Below are 22,552 nucleotides of genomic sequence, written 5' to 3' on the forward strand. Positions count from 1 at the left end.
CGCAGATTATTTTTTGTAACGGCGCCGACGCTGTCACAGATGTGCCTTTTCCTCGCGCGTGAGTTGTGTCTTCTGGGCTTCGGTCAGTTCCCCGTTCCCCACCAGCTGGAATGCGCTCGACGGGTCGTAACTCACCTTGGCGGGCGTCGCGAGCGCCGCCCCGCGCTGGTCGGGCGACACACCGTTCGCATCGCCCGCGCTCAACATGCGCACGGAGAAGATGGACGGGGCGTTCTGACGCTGCGCGACACGCTCGCGGGCCATTGCCTCCTGTGCGGCCGACGCTGCCTGCGCCGCGGTGGCGCTCGCATTCGTCAATGCACCAACGTTGACTGCCGCGATCACCGGCAACCCGGTTGACTTGCCTTGCACCTGAACGTTGGCGGCATTGACCACCGCCAGTGCGGCGAAGTTGACGTTACCCGAGACGCGAATCCCGGCCTCGCCCGCATCGATCGTGCCCAGCGGCGCGACCAGATCGATGTCGCCGCCCGGGACTTCCGGCAACGGCGCCAGCGTGGCGATACCCGCACCGCTGGACGGCACCGATGGCGAGAGGGTCACGTCGCCCATGCTGTCGTACACCCGCTTGGGCGGCGTATAGAGCACCGTCGTCTTCGAACCGCGCCCCGCGTTGATGTCGCCGTCGGACGACCACGCCTGAATCGCACCGCCGAAGGTCGTCATCACCCGCGACAGACCGAGCAGAATGCTGTCCCGGCTGTAGAGCTGAATATCGCCCTCACCCTGCGTGACGACACCGGCCGTGGCGCCCGGCGTGACCCCTTCCACCCCGACCAGCGTGCGGCCGCCCGGGTTGAGCATCTGAATGGTGCCGCCGAAGTTGGTACGCACACCGGCGTCGCTGGTAACCGGAATGTTCACGCCATTGACGTTGTTCATCCCGACCACGCTGCTGAACATCGTGATCGCGCCCTTGTAGTCGTTGGGGTGGCCTGCGGCATCGTTCGCGGGGAACAGCGTCACAATGGCGTCGCGTCCGCGCAGATAGCTGCCGTAGCGCGGGCTGCCCGAGTCGTTGTATTCACGGCCGCCGAGCAGCAACTCCCGGAAGTATATGTCGCGTACGAACACGCCTTGCTGGGCGGCGGGCAACGCGAGGAAGTACGCGAGCGCATCGGCCGGGGTGCCGTCGTAGCCGAAACGTCCCTTGAGCCATGTCGCCAATTCATCGCCGTAGGCGTGCACCACTTTACCGCTGCCCGCCAGCGCGGTGCCACCGGGCAACTGGTTCGCCGGATCGAAGTACGCCTTGGCAAAACCGGCGTAATCCGGGCCGTTGGCGCCTACCCCAGCCAACACCGAGATCCCTGCACCGCCGCTCGTGTTCGACGGATGAATCACATCGCCCACGCTCGTCAGCATGCCGTAATAGCCTTGATACAGATTTCGCCCGGCCTGCATCTGCAACAGCCCCGGTCCGAGAATGTTCACCGACTGGTAAAGGATGTCGCGTCCGGCCTGCTTCAGTGTGATGTCGTTGCCGGTCACATTCGCGAACGTGTCCGGCACCGTGCCCATGCCGACGATGTCTCGCCCCGCCATGACCTCGAACGGCTTGGCGGCAACGTACCAGGTAGTGTGCGACGGGATGAACTGCGCCACCGGGTCATTGACCATCTTGAGCGTCTTGCCCAGTCCCAGATCGTCGATATCCACGCCTGCATAGATGCGTGCGGGCACGCTGTCGCCTGCGTGGAGCGCCGACGTCACCGTGTCTTCGCCGTAGGCGAGCGGCGTGCGGGCATTCTGACGGATGGCCGCATCGATCGACGCGCTGTTGAGCGCTCCACCGTTGAACGTCTGAAAGAAGACGTGCTGCGGCGTGGCCAACGCCGCCATGTCGGCGCCGGACATCGAGACGGTTCCGCCCTGACCGTAGATCGTACCTGCCGCATACATCTCGAGCTGCCCCACGGGGGAGGCGATCAGTTCCAGATCGGTTCTCGGGTCATCGGGCGTCATGCCCGTCTTGAAGCGGATATCGCCATTGGCAGCCGTCACGCTGAGGCTACCCGGGAAGAACGTGCCGGCGTTGTTGAGCGCGTTGCCCGAGGTGCCGCCGTCCATCGGCATCACATCCCCGCCGGCTGAGAACAACGACACTTTGCTGGACGGCCGGAACAGTGTGAACTGCGTATACCCGCCCTTGCCAACGGTACCCGTGCTGTTCGTGTAGTACCCGCCATTGACGTCCGAGCTCGGGATCATGCCCGCATCGCCAACGCCGCCGAGCACCAGATCGCCACGTGCGCTCATGCTGACCGTCCCGTCCCCTGGAACGAGGGTCGGCCCGCGCGTTTGCGTCACGCCCTTGATCGTCGTCAGCGGTTGCACACGCGGATCGAACGACTTCCAGTAGCTGCCGTTGCCGAACGGGGCCATCGTGCCGATTGAGCCCGCATCGATGCTTGCATCGCCGCGCAGGTTCGTGACATTGCCGAAGTAGTCGGACGGACGGTCGGACTGCTGCGCCAGAGACGAGCGTCCATTGAGCATCCCACCGACCTTCAGGCTCACATCGCCGCCGCCGGTCTGGACCACCGTGCCGTCGGATAACACGCGTCCGGTCGAGGCGACGGCGAGGTCGAGACCGGTCGATTGGGAAACATTGCCCGACATCGTCACACCGGCGTTGCGCCCGGCGTCCACGGTCAGATTCCCGCCCCCGAGCGTGCCGATGCCCTGGAACCCGACGATCGACTGCGTGAGGCTGTTCGGGTTGATCTGCGCCATCGAGCCGAAGTTGATGCCCCAAGCCGCCGCGTCCGGCGTCAGCCCGGCACCGCCCTGACGCCACAACCAGTTCGACGTGAGATTGCTGTTGTTGTAGCGCACCGAGTTATCCGCGATCTGGATATTGCCGGTGACGTCCTGCTGCGCAATGAGCAGCATGTCGCCACCGTGCTCCGGATACCAGACCTGCACGGCGCCGCCCGACGCCGCGCCCGGCAGGTTGTACGGATTGCTGCCGTCGGCTGCGAGGATCGGCGCCGACGCCGTGCCCGCCGTGTAGACGCCATAAGGCGTAGCTTCGCTGAAACTACCGCCGGACAGGATATCCAGGCTCCCGGTACCGGTGCGCAGCACGCTGAACGCCGTGGCGCGTTGCGCGTTGTTATACGCGGCGTCGCTCAACGTCACGTTGCCGCTGCCTGCCAATGCACGCGTCGACTGCATGGCGCGCTGATCGGCGGCCGCGAGATCGGCGCCACCGACGAGGCGCACCGACGCCGAGAGCGAACCGGGGGCGAGCATGGCTGCCATCGGCGAGGTGGGCGCGGCACCGGGGACGGCGGGGGACGCCACCCGCCCGATGGCGGGCAGGTTCGAGACTTCGAACATCAGGTAGTCATTCCCCCCCGACGACGGGCCGGGGTCGAGCATGGTGCCTGCCCGGATCGTATCGCCGGGTCCGTATGAGCGCCCATTCGTATCCACGAAAGGAACGCCGTAGTCCGACACCATCTGCAGATAAAACGCGTCGTTCGGCACGGTCCAGTCGGACATCAATGCGACAGCGATCTGGAAGGCGTAGCTGGAATTGCCCAGACCGGAGTAACTGGGCGGCCACAGCTCGGAGTTCGAATCGTTCGCGTAATCGATCGTACTGTAGACCGCCGGCGTACCGCTCGTTGACCGGAACCCGTCCGAGATGCTGCCGCCGATGGTCAGATTGCCGCCCGCCCGGATCGCAAGCGCCATCGGCTCGCCTGCGCCGTAGGTCGCCGAATTCGGGTCGCGGTTGGCAAATGCGCCATAACGGTACTTCGCGAGATCGATATCGCCGAGCGTCGAAAGATCGCCGGTCGAGGCGATCTGCACGCCCGGGCGCAGGTGGTAGGCGTTGCCGTAGGCCGACAGGCCCGCGGTGCGCGCCGCCAGGGCACCATTGCCCGCTGCGGCGTTCATGAACGTCGTGCTCGCGGTATCGTAGCCGTCGAGCGTTGCCTGCGAGATCTCGCTGCCCGGCGCGAGGTTGTACGTCCAGAAACCGTTGAGCGCAATACTGTTCGCACCACGAATTGTCAGTGGCCCGAGCGCGTCGATGGCGATGTCGCCCGAGGTTTCGCCCGTGCGCATCGCGTTCAGCACAACGTCGCCGTAGGACTTGCCGTCCGGCATGCTCAGATCGAGTGTTGCCCCCGGCGAGAGCGTCATTCGGCCGCCCGAAGTCGTCAGCTCGATATGACCGCGATTCTTCGACTCGACGGGTGCGCCGTAGCTGTCGACCTGAAGCTTCGTGCCGTGCGCGTCGAGCACTGCCGTGCTGGCGAGCGTGAGTCCGGTGCTGGCGGAAAGCCGGATCGTGCCCGGCGCGGCGCCGGACGCATCGATGGTGCCGCTCACCGTCAGGCTGCCGTTATCGACCGACAGATTGACCTTGTGCGCCTTCACGCCGTCGCCGACCACCAGATCGCCCTGCTTCTGCACGAAACTGCGCGCATCGAAGAAGCCACCGCCATTGAGCAGCGTGTTGAGTCCGGCGAAATCCGCGAAAGTCCCGGCCGACGCGCCGAAGTCCCCGCTGACGAACCCCGCGTTCGCGTTGCCGCGCAATTGACCGCCCAGCACGACGGCGCCGGTACTGGCGTCGACGGTGATCGTGCCTGCATGATTGTTCTGAGCAGAGACGTCGATGATCGAACCCGACGACTGCGAAACGCCGCCTTGTGCGCTCGTGAACACTGCGATGCCGCCAAAGCCGTAAAGGGTCGCCGCCTGAATACGCGACGTCTGGCCGCTCAGGTCGATGCGGCTGCCGTCGGCGAGCACGATGTCATGTGTCGCGTCGACGGCAAGCTTGCCACTCGGCAACAGGACCGTCGTGCCGAGACGGACGGTGTCGCCGGTCAGATCGATCTCCGCCCCCGCCACGCTCGACGTGGCCGCGCTTGGCGTTGTGCCCGCCGGGGCTACGATGTCGAGCGTGCCGCCTGCCGTGTAGCCGATGACCGACTTCTGCACGCCGGTCAGCAGTGGCGTGGCGAGCGTCAGGTTGCCGCCCGTGCCGCTCTGACCGAACACGTCCCCGCTTTGCGTGCTCGGCGCCTGATACACGAAGAGCTTGCTGTTGCCTGCCGAGACGATGCGGTCGCTGGCGGTGAGATCGACGTTGCCGAAACCGTACATCGTGCGCGTAGCGCTTGTCGTGTCGACCGGCGCGAATGTGCCGAGATCGATTTCTTTCGCGATCAGACTCAACGCGCCACTGCCCGGCGCGCCGACCAGCGCCGGTACCGGCGCATCGGCCACACCGTTCCATGTCAGTTGATCGGCCGCGATCGTCGCATGGTCGCCCACCGCGCCGTAACCGTAGATCGCCGGGGCCTTGAGCACGACACTCACGCCGGAGCCGCGGGTATCGAGGCGACTGCTCCCGAAGACATTGATCGCGCCTGCTGCACCCAGCGTGAGTTTCTCGAGTGCGGGCGCCCCGCTCGCCGGGTCGCCGTGCATCAGCGTCGAGAGCATGGCCTGATTGAACAGCATGCCTGCCGGATTGCCTGCGGCGGCCACTTGCGCCGCATCGCCGACATTGAGCGCGCCGACGGCCAGCGTGATGTTGCGCGCACCGAAGCGCGACGTCGGGTCGAGCGTCGAGGCACCGTTGGTCGAGAAGACCAGCGAGCCCTCGGCGAAGAGACCCGAGCCTGCGCCGATGGTGATACTGCCCCGACTCGTTTGCGCGCCGCCGAATTCGATCTCGCCATTCGAAAGGCCAAGCACCGTGTAGTTGCCGGCGACGTAAGGCATGCCGGTCGACGCCGTGTCGAACGGGGCCGGTCCCTTGCCGACGGTCGTGAGCGTTACGCCGTTGCCGAGCGTGATGTTGTTGCCGACCAGGTAGAGCTCTCCGGCCGATAGCGTCACGCCGTCGCGCACGAACAGATCGTTGCCGCCGACGCCGCTGTTGCCGAACATGTACTGCCCAACCTTCGCCGACGCATAACCGTTGATGCTCAGGCGCGGTGCGTTGATAGCGCTCAGATCGTTCGCACCGACCGAAACGCCGCTGAATCCGGCCGTGGGTGTGCCTGCGGTGATTTCGCCGACGTTCTCCACAGCCACCTGCCCGGCGATGCCACCCGGCGCCGCCTGGAAGTTGGCCTGCCCCTGGAACGAGAACACCGGGCCCGTTACGGGTGTGCCAGGCGACGTGAACGAGATGTCGAGCACGCGTCCGTCGCGCGGCAGCATCGGCACGAGGTTGCCGAATTGCGCTGCCTGCGCCGAAAGAAAGTCGCCGTAGCTCTGCTCGTTGTATTGCGAATACTTGCGCACGGCGGCACCCGGCGTGACCAGCAGCGTAGACGGCAGTTGGCTGCGCGCGCCGGTGTTGGCGGTACTCAGATAGCCCGCCGCCAGATAGGTGCCGTTGCCCGCGGCCGTCGGCGTGCCCGGCAGGATCTGTCCGGTGCCGCCGATCTCGACGCGATACGCTCCGGGCAGCAGCGCGTAGTTCGACGGCAGCAGCGTGTAGGTGCCGGCCGGCAGGCCCGGCACGCCGTCGCCGATGGTGATGCGTTGGCCCACGGCCGGATCGCCCGCACCGTTATCCGGTGAGACCGGTGCATAGTTCGACGCGTAGCCCGGCACAATGGCGTAGACCTTGTCGCCCGCCCTGCTCAGCTTCATGGTCGGGTTCGCGTTGACCAACGGCGTGTTGAGTACGTTGACCGAACCGCCTCGGCCGGACACGAATCCCGCGCCGGTGAGTGTGCCGCCGCCGGACAGGTCGAGCACCGCGCCGCTGCCGACCGTCACGACGTCGCCCTTCAGGCCGATGCCGGAACTGATCGCCCAGCCGCCAGCGGTGAAGCCGCCTGCCTGCAGCGGTGTGACGCTCGCGCCATTGAAGCTGTACGTCACGCCGTCTAACGTGCCGCCGTAAGGCATCGTCAGGCCGTTCGACGACACCGAGGTGATGCTGCCGGGCAGCAACTCGACGGACTTGACCTCGAGCGCCCCGTCGCCCGGCACTGCGGCGTCCGTCCGGCCGAAAATCAGTCGGCCCAGCGGCGCACGCAGGATGCCGCCCTGACGGATATTCGGTGCGGAAATGGTCAGCGTGCCGAATGCGGACATCGGCATGTCCGGCACGCTCGACGTGGTGCGTCCGAACGTGAGCGTTCCGTCGTAGTCGCGATTTCGCTGGCCCGCCACGATGTTCGCTACCGCACCGGTCGTCGGATAAATCTGCGCGCCGTCGAGTTCGATGTCCCAGGCGGAGAGCAACGTCGTGCCCTGCTGGATCGCCGGCGTGGGCAGGAAGCGGATATCGCCCTGACTGACCAGACGTGTCGTGAGAAAGCCTGTCACCGGTACCGACAGACTCGGCGAGAACGACAGCGGGCCTTGCAGATCGATGAGATTCGCATCGACTTCGAACGTCGCCGTCGTAGGCACCGCGGCCGAACTCGGCGCGCCGATGCTGCCGCTGCGATAGCCGTCCTTGTAGATGGACGGCGTGCCCGTCAGGTTCACATAGGGCGCGGCGAGGCGAACCATGTTGCTCGACGGCACGACAGTGCCGGTCTGCGGCGCCGACGACGTGAAGGCATTCGCCGTGAGCTTGAGGCTCTTGTCGAGCGAGAGCGAGACGTCGCCCGGGAAGATCATCATGTCGGTGGTCATCAGCGACACACCGCTAAAGCCCCCGTCCCTGATCTGGTCGACGCTCACGGCAGCGTTGCCGAACACGAGCGCCGAGACAGCATCCGGTCCCGACAGTGCCGCGGGTACGGCGCGCGTTTGCGTCACCACGAACTGCCCCGGCACGGTGACGTTGCCTGGCAACTGTCCCCACGGATCCTGGAATTGCGGCGTGACGAGCGAGAGCGACAGATCCCCGCCCAAAGCGCCGGCGCCCCCCGCTTTGGCATGAGCGTTGCCGTCGAGCATCAATCCACTCATCGAACTGAGCGAGACGGTGCCGCCGCTGGAGGCGAGCGTCGTCGTGCCTATGGCGTTCGCCGGTTGTCCCGACACGCTCGACGTGGCGACGCTCACCGCCGCGCCGTCGGCATTGAGCTCGGCCCCCGGGCGCACGATCACGAACGACGGCCCCCCGTTGATCGTGATGCTGCCGCCATCCGACACCATGCCGTACCGGCGCCCCGTGGCATCCGTGGCCGTGTAGCCGAAGCCGGAGACGTCGAGCAGCGCCGTCGGCCCCAGCCAGATCGACATGCCGAGGTTGTTGCCGCTCGCGTCGAAGTTGCGCGCGCTCGCCAGTACGTTGTCCGCTTCCGACATCAACGCGATCTTCCCGCCGCGAGCAATGAGCGAGCCGTCGACAGTGATGCGGCCAAAGGCATCGAGCGTGAGGCTCTGCCCGGGGTCGACGGCGAGCGTCGCACCTTTGCCGATGTTGACCTCGCTACCCGCCATGTTGCCCTGATAGTCCTTGCCGACGGAGCGCAGCGCGAGACTCGCCCCGGCGCGCTGCGTGAGCGTGGCGGTCCGGGCATTCTCGGCAACCAGCGGCGGCAGCGTCAGGGTCATGACCTTCGACGGATCACTGCCCGTCGGTGCCGTCGGGCTGTCCGCCGTAAAGCGATAGACCGGCATGACCGGTTCGAGCGTTACGCCGTTATCGACACGCACACCCTGGCCGCCATTGATGTCGTAGCTGGAGAAGCCCGTGCTGAAGAACGGCGTATTGCTGCCCGAAGCCCCCGCATTGAACATCGGGACCAGCGTGACGGCGACGGTGCGCGCCAGAGTTGTGCCCGCCGGAATGACGACGCCCACCGGATAGGTCACATCGACGTTGCTCACCGTACCTGCCGTGTACACGATCCGGTACGGACGGATCGCAAAGCCGACGGGGAACACGCTCGACGGAATGATTGTGCCGACCGGGAGGGAGCCGTCGCTGTTGTTCGTGCCGAAGATGTTGTTGATCAGCTTGCCTTTCGGCACCGTGTCGCCAGCGTAATAGCGATCGTAGTCCGAATTCGGCCCTGCCCGGTACGCAAACACCGTCACGCCGTCCGGCACGACCCAGTCCGCCGCCGTCGGTACGGTCGGCGCGACGTCGAACTGGATCGGCACCGGGAACGGGACGTCCATGATCAGCCGGGTATGGGCGTCGATCGAGGAGAACGGCAGCGGCGTGCCGGCAGGCACGGTATACGGTTCGGCCAGTTTCACGGCAATATCCGCCGACGTGCCGGCAGCCAGTTCGCCGCCCGCGAGCGCCGCGTTCGCACCGATCATGATGGCGTCGGGCGTCGAGATGGTCAGCTTGCCGCCGCCGTTCACGCCGTAGGCGTTGATCGTACCGTTCAGGATGAGCGTGCCAACGTTCACATTGACGTTACCCGCCGAATCGCCGGCGATCAGCGTCACATTACCGCCCGTGCCGCCCCGGGTCTTGCCGTTGGCGAGGATTGCAGCGCCTGAGGACACATCGATCACGCTGCCATCGCCGAGCGTCAGGTCACTCGTCGAGTCGAGCGTGACGCTGCCGCCGTTGATGAATGCCACCTTGGAGAGCGAGCCGGGGTCGGTGCTGCCATTGACCCACAGGCCGCGCACGTCGATGCGCGCGCCGGGCAACAACGTCAGCCCGACCGTGCCGTTGGCCGAGAAGAGTGCAGTGGCGTACCTATCACCCGCGCGCAGGTATGTGTTGGAGAGGGTTACCGTCCCTGACGGCACCGTCAGAGTGCCCGACACATCGACATACGGTGCGACCAGCGACAAGCGGCCGCCGTTGTCCAGACGCAGATCGCTGCGCACCTTCACGTCGCCCGAGGTCACGAGATCCACTTCGCCATAGCCCGTGGCGTTCATGCGCGAAGCGTCGAGCCAGAGGGTGCTGGCGCGCGAGGGGTCCAGCGTGCCGGCCGCCGACAACGCCGAGGTGATATCGGGAATGTCGCCGATCACGACATCCGTCGTGAAGACCCCCGTGCGGCCCGCCCCCGTGTACTGGCCGAGCGTAAGCGAACCGGCACGCGGTACAGCGAACTGACTCAACGCGTAGCCATCGGTCAGGCTCGACGGGCGCACTTGCGTCTGCACCGGGCCGGTGTAGACGTTGGCGATCACATCGCCTTCGAGTACGGCCGTTGGCGCGGAAATCGACAGACGGCCCGCGTCGCGGCCCACGGTGTAGCCATTTTGCAGTACGCGTTGGGGCGCGATCAGCGGGTTGGCATAGGACTCTGTCGTGTTCGCGCCCCAACGCGGGTGCGCCACGTCGAAGCCGGTGTACACGCCCGTGTAGATGACGTTCGCAGGCGCCGTATTGGCGTTGTAGATCTGGCCGTCCGCACCGCGCAGCCATGTTTGATTCAGGAAGCCTGTCTGCACATCGAGCGAGCCGCCCGATACGTTGATGGCGGCGCCCGCTTGCGTGACGACTTCGCTGCCGCCGAGCGTGACGGCGCCGCCCTGCGCTGCCCATTCACCGACGCGATGCGCCTGATTCGACAGATAGCCGCCGAGTTCCAGCAGGCCGCCGGGGGTGTACCAGCGTTCGTTGGCGTAACCGCCCACGGAAGCGGGCACATAGACCAAACGGCGACGGTCGATCCAGACATTGGCATTGTTCAACGCCGCGTTATCCCGGTTGCCGGGCGCGTCGCGTTGCTCGTTGCCCTGCACGTTGACCTTCACGTTGTTGCTGTCCATCGACAGCGATACGCCGACCGCCCCCGACACGTCGAGCTGTGCGCGATTCGCAACGAAGCTGCGTCCGGTCGCACTCACCGCGATTTGCCCGCCGGTCGCCAGCGTGAGCGAATCGCTCTGGAATTCCACGCTGCCGCCGCTCACGACCTCGACGCGCGACTGATCGCGGCGATCCGAGAGTTTCGACAGGTTATCGAACAATCCCTGCGACATGCCTGCCCGCAGGAGGTCTTGCGCCGCAGAATCCTGAATGAGCGCCGTGCGCTGACTGTCCAGCGCCGTCGCCCCGGTGTCGCTGATGAGCACCGACGTCAGCGCCCCGCTGCCCAACGTCACCTTGCCCTGCGTGTCGCTGGCCGAGTTCAGCAAGTGAATCGTGCCGCGCGTGTTCACCGTCGTGGTCGACACCGCCGTGCCTAGTTGCTGAACGTCGCGGCCCGCCATCGTAACGTCGCCTTCCGTCGCCATCAGCAGGCCTATGTTGACCACCTGCCCTGCTGTGCTCTGCGCGACGAACTGCGGCGAGATTTCATTGCCGCGCGTGGTCGACGGCGTGTTGGCATCCGTGCCTACGCCCTTGCGGATCACGAAGCTGTCGCCGGCGGCCAGCGCCACCTGCCCCTGCGGGGTGACGATGGTGCCCGCATTGCTCACCTGATGGCCCAGCAGCAGCACATAGCCACCGCCTTGCGTCACCGATGTCGGCGCGCGTGTCGTGATGTTCGCGCCCGCTTGCACTTCGACCCTGCCCAGCGCATCGGTAAAGCTCGGCGTCGTGCCGTTCGCCCCGTAAATCCCGCCGGTCTGGAACTGCGCGTCGCTCAGGCGCGCCGCCGCCGCCACCAGATTGCGCGTATCGACCTGACTCGTGCCACCGAAGATCACACCGTTGCGGTTCAGAATCAGTACGGTGCCGTCGCCGTGAATCTGCCCCTGAATCTGACTGGGACGTGCATTCGGATCGTTCACGCGATTGAGCACTGCCCAGTCGCGTTGCTGTGCGAAATTCACCGACGTATTACGGCCGACGTTGAACGTCTCCCAGTTCAGGATTGCCTTGTCGGCCATTTGCTGAATGTTGACGTTGGTCTTGCCGTTCTGTGACGTTTGCGTCGGCGCCTGCGCGTTGATCCAGCCTTTGGTCAGGCTGTTGGTGTCGACCTTCAGGCCGCCCTCGGTCAGTCCGTCGGGGATCGTGGCGTCGCTGTTGGCCGCAGCCGTGCGGGCGTTGGCCTGCGCGGCCTGCATCGCCGCAATGTTCTGGGCCGCCGAGCCCAGATTCGCAATCGAGCGTTGCAGTTGCGCGTTCGCTTGCTGTTGCTGCGCCGATGGGTCCATGAGCGACGTGACCGGCATGCCGTTGGGCAAACGTCCCGTCTGCGACGCTGTTGCCTGCGCGGCGCCGCGTGCGGCGAACCACGCGTTGCTGAAGGCTTGCTGTGCATGGGCGGCCGACGACGCGAGGAGTGTGAGCGCTGCCGCTTGTACGAGTGGTTTTCGATGAAGACTGCGAATGACGCGTCCGAGTCGCTGACGTTGGCGCTTACGCGGCGAGTCGGCAAAGGTGTCGGAATCGGGCGAAGCGAGCGAGACGAAAGGGTTCGGTTGCATGTCGGTTTTGCAGTGGCAATCGGTTAGCGGCCCTCCCCATCCGATCGATGCAGGTAGCCTTCCCTTTGATGACGACGCTCACTTGCGAAACCCGCAACGCCCGGCACGAAATAAATCGCGATGTGCGCCTTTTCACCCAAAATTCACCCACAACCCATGGCGTGAGTCAGCCCACCACCACGATGCCACCGGGTAGTTGCGTCACCCGCGCGCCAAGCACTTCCTGAATCTGCGCGAAGATTTCGCCCAGCCGGTCAATGCGGAATCGTCCGCTCAGACGGCTTTGCGCCAGTTGACTGTCGATCACCACCACACGCCCCGAGCGATAGCGATTGATCTCGCCAACGACGTCGGCGAGCGGCGTGTCGCGGAACACGAGCACGCCCGAGCGCCACGCGGTGGCGACGGTCGCATCGACCGACGTCGCGCGCCCGAGGTGTTGCCCCCGATAGATCACTTGCTGGTTCGCCGCCAACTGCACGTAATTGCTGCCCAGTTCGACGCGAACGTTACCGGACACACATGTCACGCATACGCACGTATCGAGATTGCGCACCTCAAAATTGGCCTGCGTGCCGATGGTACGTCCATCGCCCGCCGAGACGACGAACCGCCCGGCACTACGCGAGTTGTCGACGGCGATCTCGCCATCGAGCAAGTCAATGCCGGAACGTGCGCTCAGTGCGGACTGCCCACTGGCCTGCGCGCCCGTCCTCATCAGCGCGATGCTGGTTCGCGTGTTCAGATTGACCGTGACGTCATTGGGCAGCGCGATCTGCCGCTGCTCGCCGACCGACGTGCGGTAGTCGGCATGGGCCAACGACGTCATCGCCCCCCAGAGGCCGACCGGGGCGACCACGGCGGCCCCGATGCCGGCCACCGATGCGAGTGCGCCACCGAGGAGCACGCGACGCCCGACACGCACAGGACGACGCGCCTCGGCACGCTCGCGGGCGCGCACCATCTCGCCGGCCGGGCCGAGGTCGCGCCACAGGCGACGCGCGTCGGCGAATGCCGCGGCATGGGAGGGACTCGCATCGCACCATTGCTGGAGCGCCTGCGCATCCGCCACGGTGGCTTCGCCGGACGTGAGACGTCGCACCCATGCATGGGCGTCACGTTGCACGGCCTGCGCGTCGGACGCGGCCTGCCGGGTGACGAATCGGTTCGGGCTGTCGGGTGCTGCCTTCATGTCGGGGTATCTGTCGATCCTCTGCTTGCGGTGGCGGCTATTTTGCCCACAATACGGCCCGCCAATCCGCGCGTATCCACGCAATGTCGTTAAATTTCCGGGCGTCTTGATTACATGACGTTTCCCATTGCCGGATTCCGCATTTTTTTCAAATTTTTGTCTAGCGCGTCGCACGACCGTCATAAAGTCGTGCCACGCCCGCTGCCAGCTTTCTACCGTTCGATGTGCTCGGCGCAGAACGCCTGCGCTCGCTTCAACTCCAGTTCGACCAAACGCAAGGAAATCCCGAAACGCTCGGCGACTTCCCGTTGTGCAAGGCCATCTAGACGCACGGCCAGCAGAATGTCGCGACGGCGCTGCGGCATCTGCGCCAGAACCTGCGCGAGTGCATTCAGGTCCGAGTTCGCTTCCGCGATCTGGGCCGGGCCGGGATCGGGGCTCACCAGATCGAGCATCGTCTCGATCTCGCCAACGCTCAGACGGCGATCTTCGGCACGCTGCTTGTCGATCGCCGCGTGATAGGCCATGCGGTATAGATACGCGCCCGGATTGCGCACCGACTCGATGTTCTCCGTGTTCTCCAGACGCACCCAAGTGTCCTGCAAGGCGTCGCCCGCCAGATCGGACGAGCCGAGCTTACGCGAGAGCAACGTCTTGAGCTGCCCGTATCGCTCCACGAGCAGTTCACGCAGTGTGGCGCGCGCACTATCGGCCATTCGACCCTCCCGTCACGGGCCGGGCGTCGTTGGCCGGGTCGCACCCCCAACGGCGGCCGGAGGCCTTCGGCAGAATCACGAACGTGAACGGCTGGGCAAGCGATGGCGGCGCGGCTTCCTCGACACGCACGCCTTGCAGCGACGCGACAACCAGCTTGTCGACGCTCGCGTCGCCGCTAGAACCGAGTAGCGAGACGGGGCCGATCCGTCCCGTAGCGTCGATCCACAGACGCAGTGCAATGCGTCGGGCACCCAGCGCCAACACCGGCTGCGCGCAGAACGCGTCATGCACACGTGCCTGCACCAGCCCGAAGTAACGATGCGCGGCAGCGGCCGCTACAGGCGCAGTGTCGACAACGTCAGAGGCACTGGTGCGCAAGGGCACAAGCGCCACCGTCTTCGCGCCGGTATATCGCGGTGTGAGGCCACTGCCTTCAAGCAACGTCGCCAGCGCCGCGCGGTCGGTCATATCACCTTGCACAGGCGCGGAAAGTCGTCCAGCGGTGAGAGTGCTGTCATAGAGCAGCGACACGTCCGTGAATGCGCCGTAGGACTCGAGCGCGGACTGCAGCGGCTGCGCAGGGATATCGAAATGCAGCGGCGTCTGCGCCACGGCATCGACGGCGGTCACGCTCCCCGGCGCGACCTCCGTCGCCGAGACACGGGCAGAGCAAGCGCAGGAGCAGATCATCGCGATGCACAGTAACAATATCGGCCGCGGCGTGCTTATCGCTATGGTTCTGAGCATGTCCGCGCTACTTGGCGCACGGCTGCCCCGGGATCACGTGGGAACCCCTGGGGGCGTGCGAGAGTGAATGCTTCGCGCAGGCTAGCAGTCCGACATGAATTTTTTGTTACAAGCGTCGTATCTGTCAGCCCCCCCCCGCGTCTGACACCTGAGCGGTGCCGACCCTCTCGCAGGGCTATCTCCCCGGCTTGCTATCGCGCGACGGAGGGCTCGAACGTATCGGCCGCCACAGGGCCACCAAATCCGTACTTGGCACGCGGACGCAACATGAAGGCCTGCGTGCGTTGCTCCATGACATGGGCCACCCATCCCGCCGAGCGGCCGATGATCCAGAGTGCGGTCGAGGTTCCGTCGGGGAGTCCCAGCGCGCGTGCGAGTGCCACCAGCCCCGTTGCCAGGCCTGCATGCGCATTCGCTTCGGTGCGCATGCGCCCGAGAAAATCAAGCGTCAGACGGGTGTTCGTTCGCAACGTCTCGTCAATCGTCGGGTCGTCGGTCTCGTTCATCAGTTCGCCCGCGATCTGCATCATCAGATCCGCACGCGCGTCGCCGCCGGGATACAGCGGGTGATTGAAGCCGAGCAGGCTCGCGCCGTATTCACGAACACGGCCCACGCGCGAGTCGAGGGCGTCGAACGGCTCGCACAGCAGCAACGTCTCGATCTTCTCGGTGCTGGTGCCCGTAGTGAAGCCGATGTGCGAGCCAATCGCTGCGGCCACGCAACCGAACAAGTCCGCATTGGTCGACGCCGCGACACGCGCCGAAAACGTCGCCGGAGCCAGTTCGTTGTCGGCCAGCACGACCAACGCGGCGTTCATCGCCCGCAGCCTCGCCGTCGTCACGGCACTGCCTGCCGCCCGCAGAATGTGCGCAGCGATGCTTTCGTCATTGCCACGCGCAATAAAGCGTCGCTGCGGGCCGAGAAAGCCGACGCACCCGGCCATGCAATGCAGCATGGCGCGCGCCGCCTGCACGGCAGTGCCATCGGCCAGCTCGCGGGCGCCACGTCCATGCATGGCCAGCGCGAACGGCACCATGCCCAGCAAATTGCCGATATCGGCACTCGCCACTTCGCCATCGTAGACGGACAGAAAACGCAACACGTCGGACGGTGTCTCCTGCATCGGCCACTCGGGAATGCTGTCCTGCCAGATGCCCGTCATGAGCAGATGCACCACCGACTCGAACGATGCCCCGCCGCTCGCCAGATCGATCGCCAGCCGATTCCGATAGCGCGGACCGTGCGGCGTGATCTGGGTGATGGCCGAATGCAGCACCGGGTCGCCGAAGCGCATGGTCGACTCCGCCACGGCGCCAGTCGGCGCGCGCCCGCGCTTGCGGGTCGCGAGACGCTCGACATCGCGACGCAGATAGAGACTCTTCCGGCCGTCTTCATGCGGACGTGCCCGAATCAATCCGCGGCTGACATAGGCGTAAAGCGTGGCGGGTTTGATGTCGAGCATGGCCAGCACATCTTCGCGCGTCATCAAATCGGTTTGCTGCGTCATGGGTACCCTCGGCAATCGTCATCGCCCCGCTGCGACGACTTTTCGGCACATCATGCCACATTCATATTGACTTTAAAAATCAATATTGATAAACAAAAAATCGCCCAGTAAAGTCAACTCCGGATCACAAGACAAAGACACTGCGAGCCCGGTTTTCCGGAACGCCCGACAGGTCGCCCCATTCGGAGACAAGGCATGACCCAAGAGACCCCGTCGCGGCCATCGGAACGTATCGACGTTCGCGACGCGCTGCAATCCGCCCCGCTCGGGGCGTTTCACTACTGGCTGGGCACGCTGCTCGCGCTCATCCTGCTGTTCGACGGCTTCGACCTCTACAACGCGGCCTATATCGTTCACGACGTGAGCGCGCTGTGGCATCTGTCACCGAGCCAGATCGGCGTGTTGCTGTCCTGCGGACTCGCCGGATTCGCCGCGGGCTCGGCCGTCTCGGGACTGTTCAGCGATCGCATCGGACGCCGCCGCGTGCTGCTCACAGGCATCTGGCTCTCCGGGTTGATGAGTCTCGCCATCGCCCTGTTCGCGCATGATCTGCGCACCTTCATCGCGCTGCGCTTCGTCATGGGCATCTCGCTGGGCCTGTTGATGCCGGTGGCCGTCACCTACATCAACGAGATCGCCCCCAAGCGCAGCGCCAACGTCTTCACCATTGTGTTCTTCTCCTGCGGCTGGATCGGGGGCGCAACGGCATCCGGCTTCATTGCCGCGTGGCTGATTCCGCAGTACGGATGGCAAAGCATGTACTACGTCGGCGCGCTCTCAGTCGTGCTGGCATTGGCGCTGCAATTCGCGCTGCCCGAGTCGGTGTCGTTTCTCGCCAGTCGCGGCCGTCAGGACGAAGTGCGGGCACAACTCACACGCCTTTGGCCCGCCCGGGCCGGCGAGTTCGCGCACGCGACGTTCACCTCACCCGATGCCGGTGTGAAAGCCGGCTCGGTCGCCGCGCTCTTTTCCAGCGAATTCCGCCGTCAGACGATCTGCCTGTGGGCAATGGGCGCGCTGTCGCTGTTCTCGTCTTACGGCCTGTCGGGCTGGCTGCCGACGATCATGCTCAAACGCGGCGAAAACCTGTCGACGAGTTTTGCCTACGGCTCGCTGCTCGTCTTCGCGTCGGCGTTCGGCAGTCTGCTCACCGGCGTTGTGGCGGATCGCATCGGCAATCGCCGTCTGGCCATGTCGCTCGCCTGGTTGTGCGGTGCGGCGGCCATCGGCGTGCTGGGGACCATCACCGGCGGCTCCGTGACGTTTGTGGGCATCGTGGTTGCCGGCATGTTCGTCATCGGCACGCAGACCGTGCTGAACAACCTCGTCGCCGTGAGCTACCCGACGGAGATTCGCAGCACCGGCGTCGGCCTGTACCTCGGCATTGCCCGCGTCGGGGCAATGTGCGGTCCGGCGATTGCCGGCCTGCTGCAACAGGCGACCGGTGGCGCCGGCGTGATGTTCTTCGTGCTCGGCGCCGCACTGGTCACGGCGGCCGTACTCGTGTTCCTCGTCGCTCGCCCCGAAACCCTGCCCAAGGCCCCGGCCTTCGGCCACTGATCCTCTGCGAATGGGCGAGCGCCGTTCCGGCGCTCGCGCCACGCTGGAGACTGCGCATTGGAGCGCGTCATGTCAAAGCTCACTCTCTCGCTCGCCGTCAACGACTACGATCATGTGCGCGACCTGCTCGACGGCCGGGTGGCCGCACAAGGGATCGATCTCGTGCCATCGGTGCTGCCGGTCGAAGAGATTTTCTATCGCACCACCCACTTTCAGGAGTGGGATCTCTCGGAGATGTCGCTGGCCAAGTACGCGTCGCTACGCTCGCAGGGCGACGATCGTCTGATCGGCTTGCCGGTCTTTCCGTCGCGCGTGTTCCGGTTGTCGTCTCTCTACGTGCGGGGCGACGCCAGTGTGGCGTCGAGCGCCGATCTTCGCGGCAAGCGAATCGGCGTGCCGGAGTGGGCGCAAACGGCATCCGTCTATTCGCGCGGATGGCTCACGCACGATCAGGGCATTGCGCTCACGGATGTCGAATGGGTGCAGGGTGGCGTCAATCAGGCCGGGCGACGCGAGAAGGTCGCCGTGCGCGTACCGGACGGCGTGCGCTATCGCCCCTCGCCCGAGAAGTCGCTCACGGCCATGCTGCTCGACGGCGACATCGATGCGATTCTCAGCGCGCGTCCGCCGGCACCGCCGCCGGGTCGCGAGCGGGACATCGTCCGGCTGCTGCCAGACTTCGAGACGGCCGAGCGCGCCTATTTCGAGCGAACCGGCATCTTCCCGATCATGCATCTGATCGTGATGCGGCGCGATGTCTTTACGGCAAATCGATGGATCGCGGGCAACCTGCTCAAGGCCTTTACGCAGGCAAAAGACGCCAGCATCGCACGTCTCGAAGACATCACCTGCTCACACTTTCCACTGCCGTGGATGAGTCAGCGCGCCGCGCAGGCGCGCGCGATGTTCGGTGGCGACCCATGGCCCTATGGCATTGCGCCGAACCGCGTGACGCTCGACGCCTTTCTGCGGTTCGCCTTCGAGCAAGGTGTCTGTCACCGCCCGATGCAGGCCGACGAACTGTTTCCTCCCGAGGTGGCTGCCGCCGTGCGGGTCTGAGATCCGCTCGCTGCCAACATTCCGCCCCATCCTTCTTCAGTGGTATTTCACTTGTCCCGATCATGACGCAAGCTGCTACTCCCTACACGCCGGCGCCCACCGAACACGATGCCCGGTCGATGGCGCAACTCCTCGAAGACCTCGCTGCGGCGAACCACATCCTCGCGCATCACGAGGTGCTCGACGGCTTCGGTCATGTGAGCGTTCGCGACCCGCGCAATCCGGCTCATTTTCTGATCGCGCAATCGATGGCGCCCGAACTGGTGACGCCCGGCGACATTCTCACGCTCGATCTCGATTGCCAACCGGTCGATGGCGACACGCGCAAGCGCTATCTCGAAACGTGGATTCACAGCGAGATCTACCGCGCGCGTCCGGACGTGGCAGCGATCGTGCACAGTCACTCGCCGTCGGTGATCCCGTTCGCGGCGTCGTCCGTGCGGCTGCGTCCGGTCTATCACATGGCAGGTTTTCTCGGCAGCGGCGCCCCGGTGTTCGACATCCGGCATTGCTTCGGCTGCACGGACATGCTGGTCCGCAATGGCGATCAAGGCAAAGCGCTCGCCGAGTCGCTGGGCGACGCCGACGTGGCACTCATGCGCGGACACGGCTTCGTGGCGACCGCCCCGTCGCTACCCGCCGCCGTGTACCGGGCCATCTACACCGAGTTGAACGCGGGCATGCAATCGAAGGCCATCGCGCTCGGTGGCGAGGTGACCTACCTCGACCCCGAAGAGGGCAACCGCGCCAACGCGACCAATCTGGGTGTGATCGAACGCCCGTGGACATTGTGGAAACGTCAGGTCGCAGCACTGCGCGGCGATTGAGCGAGGATCGGCGCGACGGTATCCGGTATCTCCACGGCACCGTCCCTCCGACATGGCACTCCCCTTGACGTCGCCGTCCGACTGTCCGACGTCGGGGGAATGACACACTCGACACCCTTAGGGCATGACCGGCGGATGGTAAGTCAACGTTTGCGCCAACAGCCACAACATGACGATCACCACGGGAAAGTGCACCAGTAGTTGCGTGAACGTGTAACCCACCACGTCGCGAGCGCGCAGACCGAGCACGCCGAGCAGCGGCAGCATCCAGAACGGATTGATCAGATTCGGCAGTGCTTCGGCGGCGTTGTACACCGTCACCGCCCATCCCAGATGCACCTGCAGATCGTTGGCGGCTTGCATGACGTAAGGCGCTTCGATGATCCACTTGCCTCCGCCCGACGGCACGAAGAAGCCCAGCACGGCCGAGTACACGCCCATCACGCCGGGGAAGGACGACTGCGACGAGATCGCCACGAAGAAGCTCGACAGATGATGCGAAAGCGTCTGCCCATCGATACCGGGCGCTTTGGTCAGCAGATAGGCGATGCCGCCGTACAGCGGGAACTGGATCAACACGCCCGCCACCGAAGGCACCGACTTCGCAATGGCATCGAGAAAGCGGCGCGGACGCCAGTTGAGCAGCATGCCGAGCATCAGGAACACGAAGTTGTAGGTGTTCAGGTTCGAGATCGCCAGCAATGGGTCTTTCGTGGTGAACTCGTGCCCGATCCAGAGCACGCCGAGCGCCACGATCAGCACCGTGACGATCGGGCTGTACTCGAGCCAATCGCCCGGGCGCTGCGGCCTGGCATAGGTCTTCGTGGTGTCGTCGAGCGAGACGCCAAGGTCGGCAGCCACCGTCGCACGGGCGTCACGCGGTGCCGAAAAATACGCCAGCAACACGGACACCACGGTCAGCACGGCGGCAATCGCCATCGACTGCGGGAGGAAGATGGTGTCGGAGAACGGAATCACCCCGGTGATCTCGACCAGCGCCTTCGGCAGACTCGCCGGATTAGCCTGTAACTGCGCAGCCGACGAACTCAGGCCCAGCGCCCACGTTGCTCCCATGCCCAGATATGCTGCCGCCCCGCCGGCACGGTAATCCATGCGGATGTCCTCGCGTCGCGCAATTGCCCGTACCAGCAACCCACAGAACACCAGACTGATGGCCCAGTTGAACAGCGAGAGCACGATGCTTACGAACGCCACGTAGGCCACGGCGCTGCGACCGCTGCGCGGCAAGGCCGCCATCTTGCGGATCAGCAACGCCGCCGGGGGCGAGACCGCCACCACATAGCCCGAGATGGCCACGATGGCCATTTGCATCGTGAATGGAATCAGACTCCAGAAGCCGTCGCCGAATGCCACGCCCACTTTGACGGCCGGCACACCGATAGCCAGCGCGCCGCCCGCGCATACAATGACCGCCAGCGCGGCGAAGAGATATGCGTCGGGAAACCAGCGTTCGGACCAACGGGTGACCGACGCCGCCAGACGCTCCAGAAGACCGCCGTCTTGCGGCGCCTCCGTCATGCTCGATAGTGAAGTTCCCGGTTTCATGCTCTGCGTTCCCTTATGTGTGTATTGATCGGCGACGCTGCGTCACATACTGCCCGCCCCGTGTTCCCGTGTTGTCCCCCGCCACCACCTTCCCCGTGTCACGCCTTACGTTGACGCTGTCAGGCGGGCTGCGTTGCCTGCCAGACGAGTCTGGCCGCCGCCAGATCTTCCAATGCCGTGCCCACGGCTTTGAACACCGTCCGCTCGCTGGCGCTTTCGCGACGCAAACGTCCCGCGCGACACAGATCGGCCAGCGTGCCGCGCACGTCCTGCGCCGAGAACACACCGCGTGACATCGGACCGAGCAGTTCGCCCGATTTCGCCAGAGCTTCTTCGGTATCGACGAACAACGATGCGCCTGCGAAGCACGTGTCACTTGCCTCGCGCATCTGCGGCGTGAAACTGCCGATCAGATCCAGATGCACGCCCGGTGCAAGCCATTCGCCCTGCACCACCGGCTCGGTGGCGAGGGTCGCACAGGTGACGATGTCGGCCGCTTCGACAGCCGCTTCGGCGCTGTCACGAGCGACGGCGTCGAAACCCTGCTCCTGGAGGTGCTCGACCAGACGCCCGGCGGCCCGCGCGTCGCGATCCCAGACGCTCACGCGCGTGATCGAACGCACGGCACGGTACGCCAGCGGCACCAGCGACCCGACACGCCCTGCGCCAAGCAGCGCGAGGTGTGAAGCCTCTTCACGCGCCAGATACGAGGCGGCCAGCGCCGAGGCGGCCGCCGTGCGGCGCGACGTGATCTCGTTGCCGTCCATCTGCGCGAGCGGCACACCGCTCGTCGCGTCGTAGAGCAGATAGGTCGAATGCAGCCCCGGCACGCCACGCTGCGCGTTGGCCGGCGCAATGTTCACCGTCTTGATCCCCATCAGGCCGCCCGGCTGCCAGGCCGGCATGATCAGCACGGTCATCGCGGCCTGCGTGTCCGGTTCCGGAATGACGTGCGTGTGGCGCAACGGCACTTCGCAACCCGCTACGAACATGGTGCGCAACGCGTCCAGCAACGGGCCGAACGCCAGTGCATCGCGGGTGGCGGCAGCGTCGATGATTTTCATGAACTAGGTTCCTCTCTGAAGTGGGATGGAAAT

At 65.3% G+C, this 22,552-nt stretch carries 10 protein-coding genes; 3 read left to right on the top strand and 7 right to left on the bottom strand.

What is annotated here, in order from left to right; genetic code table 11:
* Positions 1–33: 33 nt before the first annotated feature.
* The 5 genes from PI93_RS20655 to PI93_RS20675 all read right to left on the bottom strand — a co-directional run bounded on the left by PI93_RS20655 (position 34) and on the right by PI93_RS20675 (position 16,443).
* Complete coding sequence (locus PI93_RS20655; RefSeq protein ID WP_052240311.1) at positions 34–12,279, bottom strand: filamentous haemagglutinin family protein; 12,246 nt, start codon at positions 12,277–12,279, stop codon at positions 34–36.
* A gap of 166 nt (positions 12,280–12,445) precedes the next feature.
* Complete coding sequence (locus tag PI93_RS20660; RefSeq protein WP_039365258.1) at positions 12,446–13,471, bottom strand: FecR family protein; 1,026 nt, start codon at positions 13,469–13,471, stop codon at positions 12,446–12,448.
* Positions 13,472–13,683: 212 nt separating this feature from the next.
* On the bottom strand, positions 13,684–14,187 hold the full coding sequence (locus PI93_RS20665) for an RNA polymerase sigma factor (RefSeq protein WP_039365257.1): 504 nt from the start codon (positions 14,185–14,187) through the stop codon (positions 13,684–13,686).
* Positions 14,177–14,818: a secretin and TonB N-terminal domain-containing protein gene (locus tag PI93_RS20670; protein WP_052240310.1), complete on the bottom strand. Its 642-nt coding sequence runs from the start codon at positions 14,816–14,818 to the stop codon at positions 14,177–14,179. Before PI93_RS20670 ends, PI93_RS20665 begins: the two co-directional genes overlap by 11 nt.
* A 308-nt stretch (positions 14,819–15,126) precedes the next feature.
* The gene (locus PI93_RS20675) at positions 15,127–16,443 is read right to left on the bottom strand and encodes a citrate synthase (protein WP_236105771.1); all 1,317 of its coding nucleotides are present in this window, start codon (positions 16,441–16,443) and stop codon (positions 15,127–15,129) included.
* Positions 16,444–16,638: 195 nt separating this feature from the next.
* On the opposite strand from PI93_RS20675, the gene PI93_RS20680 reads away from it, so the two are divergent.
* The 3 genes from PI93_RS20680 to PI93_RS20690 all read left to right on the top strand — a co-directional run bounded on the left by PI93_RS20680 (position 16,639) and on the right by PI93_RS20690 (position 19,889).
* On the top strand, positions 16,639–18,003 hold the full coding sequence (locus PI93_RS20680) for an MFS transporter (protein ID WP_039365255.1): 1,365 nt from the start codon (positions 16,639–16,641) through the stop codon (positions 18,001–18,003).
* Between the two features lie 69 nt (positions 18,004–18,072).
* Positions 18,073–19,062, top strand: coding sequence for a substrate-binding domain-containing protein (locus PI93_RS20685; protein WP_039365315.1), 990 nt, complete (start codon positions 18,073–18,075; stop codon positions 19,060–19,062).
* A 62-nt stretch (positions 19,063–19,124) separates the two neighbouring features.
* On the top strand, positions 19,125–19,889 hold the full coding sequence (locus tag PI93_RS20690) for a class II aldolase/adducin family protein (RefSeq protein WP_167525556.1): 765 nt from the start codon (positions 19,125–19,127) through the stop codon (positions 19,887–19,889).
* A 117-nt stretch (positions 19,890–20,006) separates the two neighbouring features.
* Here the strand turns inward: PI93_RS20690 and PI93_RS20695 are convergent, their stop codons facing one another.
* Positions 20,007–21,455 carry a short-chain fatty acid transporter gene (locus PI93_RS20695; RefSeq protein WP_039365252.1) on the bottom strand — a complete coding sequence of 483 codons (1,449 nt, stop codon included), beginning with the start codon at positions 21,453–21,455 and terminating at the stop codon, positions 20,007–20,009.
* 119 nt (positions 21,456–21,574) lie between these two features.
* The gene (gene lhpI / locus PI93_RS20700; protein WP_039365250.1) at positions 21,575–22,519 is read right to left on the bottom strand and encodes a bifunctional Delta(1)-pyrroline-2-carboxylate/Delta(1)-piperideine-2-carboxylate reductase; all 945 of its coding nucleotides are present in this window, start codon (positions 22,517–22,519) and stop codon (positions 21,575–21,577) included.
* Positions 22,520–22,552: the final 33 nt, after the last annotated feature.

It is taken from the genome of Pandoraea fibrosis, from assembly GCF_000807775.2.
Classification (GTDB): Bacteria; Pseudomonadota; Gammaproteobacteria; order Burkholderiales; family Burkholderiaceae; genus Pandoraea; species Pandoraea fibrosis.

Excerpts from the sequence above, each read along its gene's own strand:
- PI93_RS20685 (WP_039365315.1), top strand. The coding sequence starts at position 18,073 with ATGTCAAAGCTCACTCTCTCGCTCGCCGTCAACGACTACGATCATGTG.
- PI93_RS20655 (WP_052240311.1), bottom strand. The coding sequence starts at position 12,279 with ATGCAACCGAACCCTTTCGTCTCGCTCGCTTCGCCCGATTCCGACACC.
- PI93_RS20695 (WP_039365252.1), bottom strand. The coding sequence starts at position 21,455 with ATGAAACCGGGAACTTCACTATCGAGCATGACGGAGGCGCCGCAAGAC.
- PI93_RS20690 (WP_167525556.1), top strand. The coding sequence starts at position 19,125 with ATGACGCAAGCTGCTACTCCCTACACGCCGGCGCCCACCGAACACGAT.
- PI93_RS20675 (WP_236105771.1), bottom strand. The coding sequence starts at position 16,443 with ATGACGCAGCAAACCGATTTGATGACGCGCGAAGATGTGCTGGCCATG.
- PI93_RS20665 (WP_039365257.1), bottom strand. The coding sequence starts at position 14,187 with ATGGCCGATAGTGCGCGCGCCACACTGCGTGAACTGCTCGTGGAGCGA.
- PI93_RS20680 (WP_039365255.1), top strand. The coding sequence starts at position 16,639 with ATGACCCAAGAGACCCCGTCGCGGCCATCGGAACGTATCGACGTTCGC.
- PI93_RS20660 (WP_039365258.1), bottom strand. The coding sequence starts at position 13,471 with ATGAAGGCAGCACCCGACAGCCCGAACCGATTCGTCACCCGGCAGGCC.
- lhpI (WP_039365250.1), bottom strand. The coding sequence starts at position 22,519 with ATGAAAATCATCGACGCTGCCGCCACCCGCGATGCACTGGCGTTCGGC.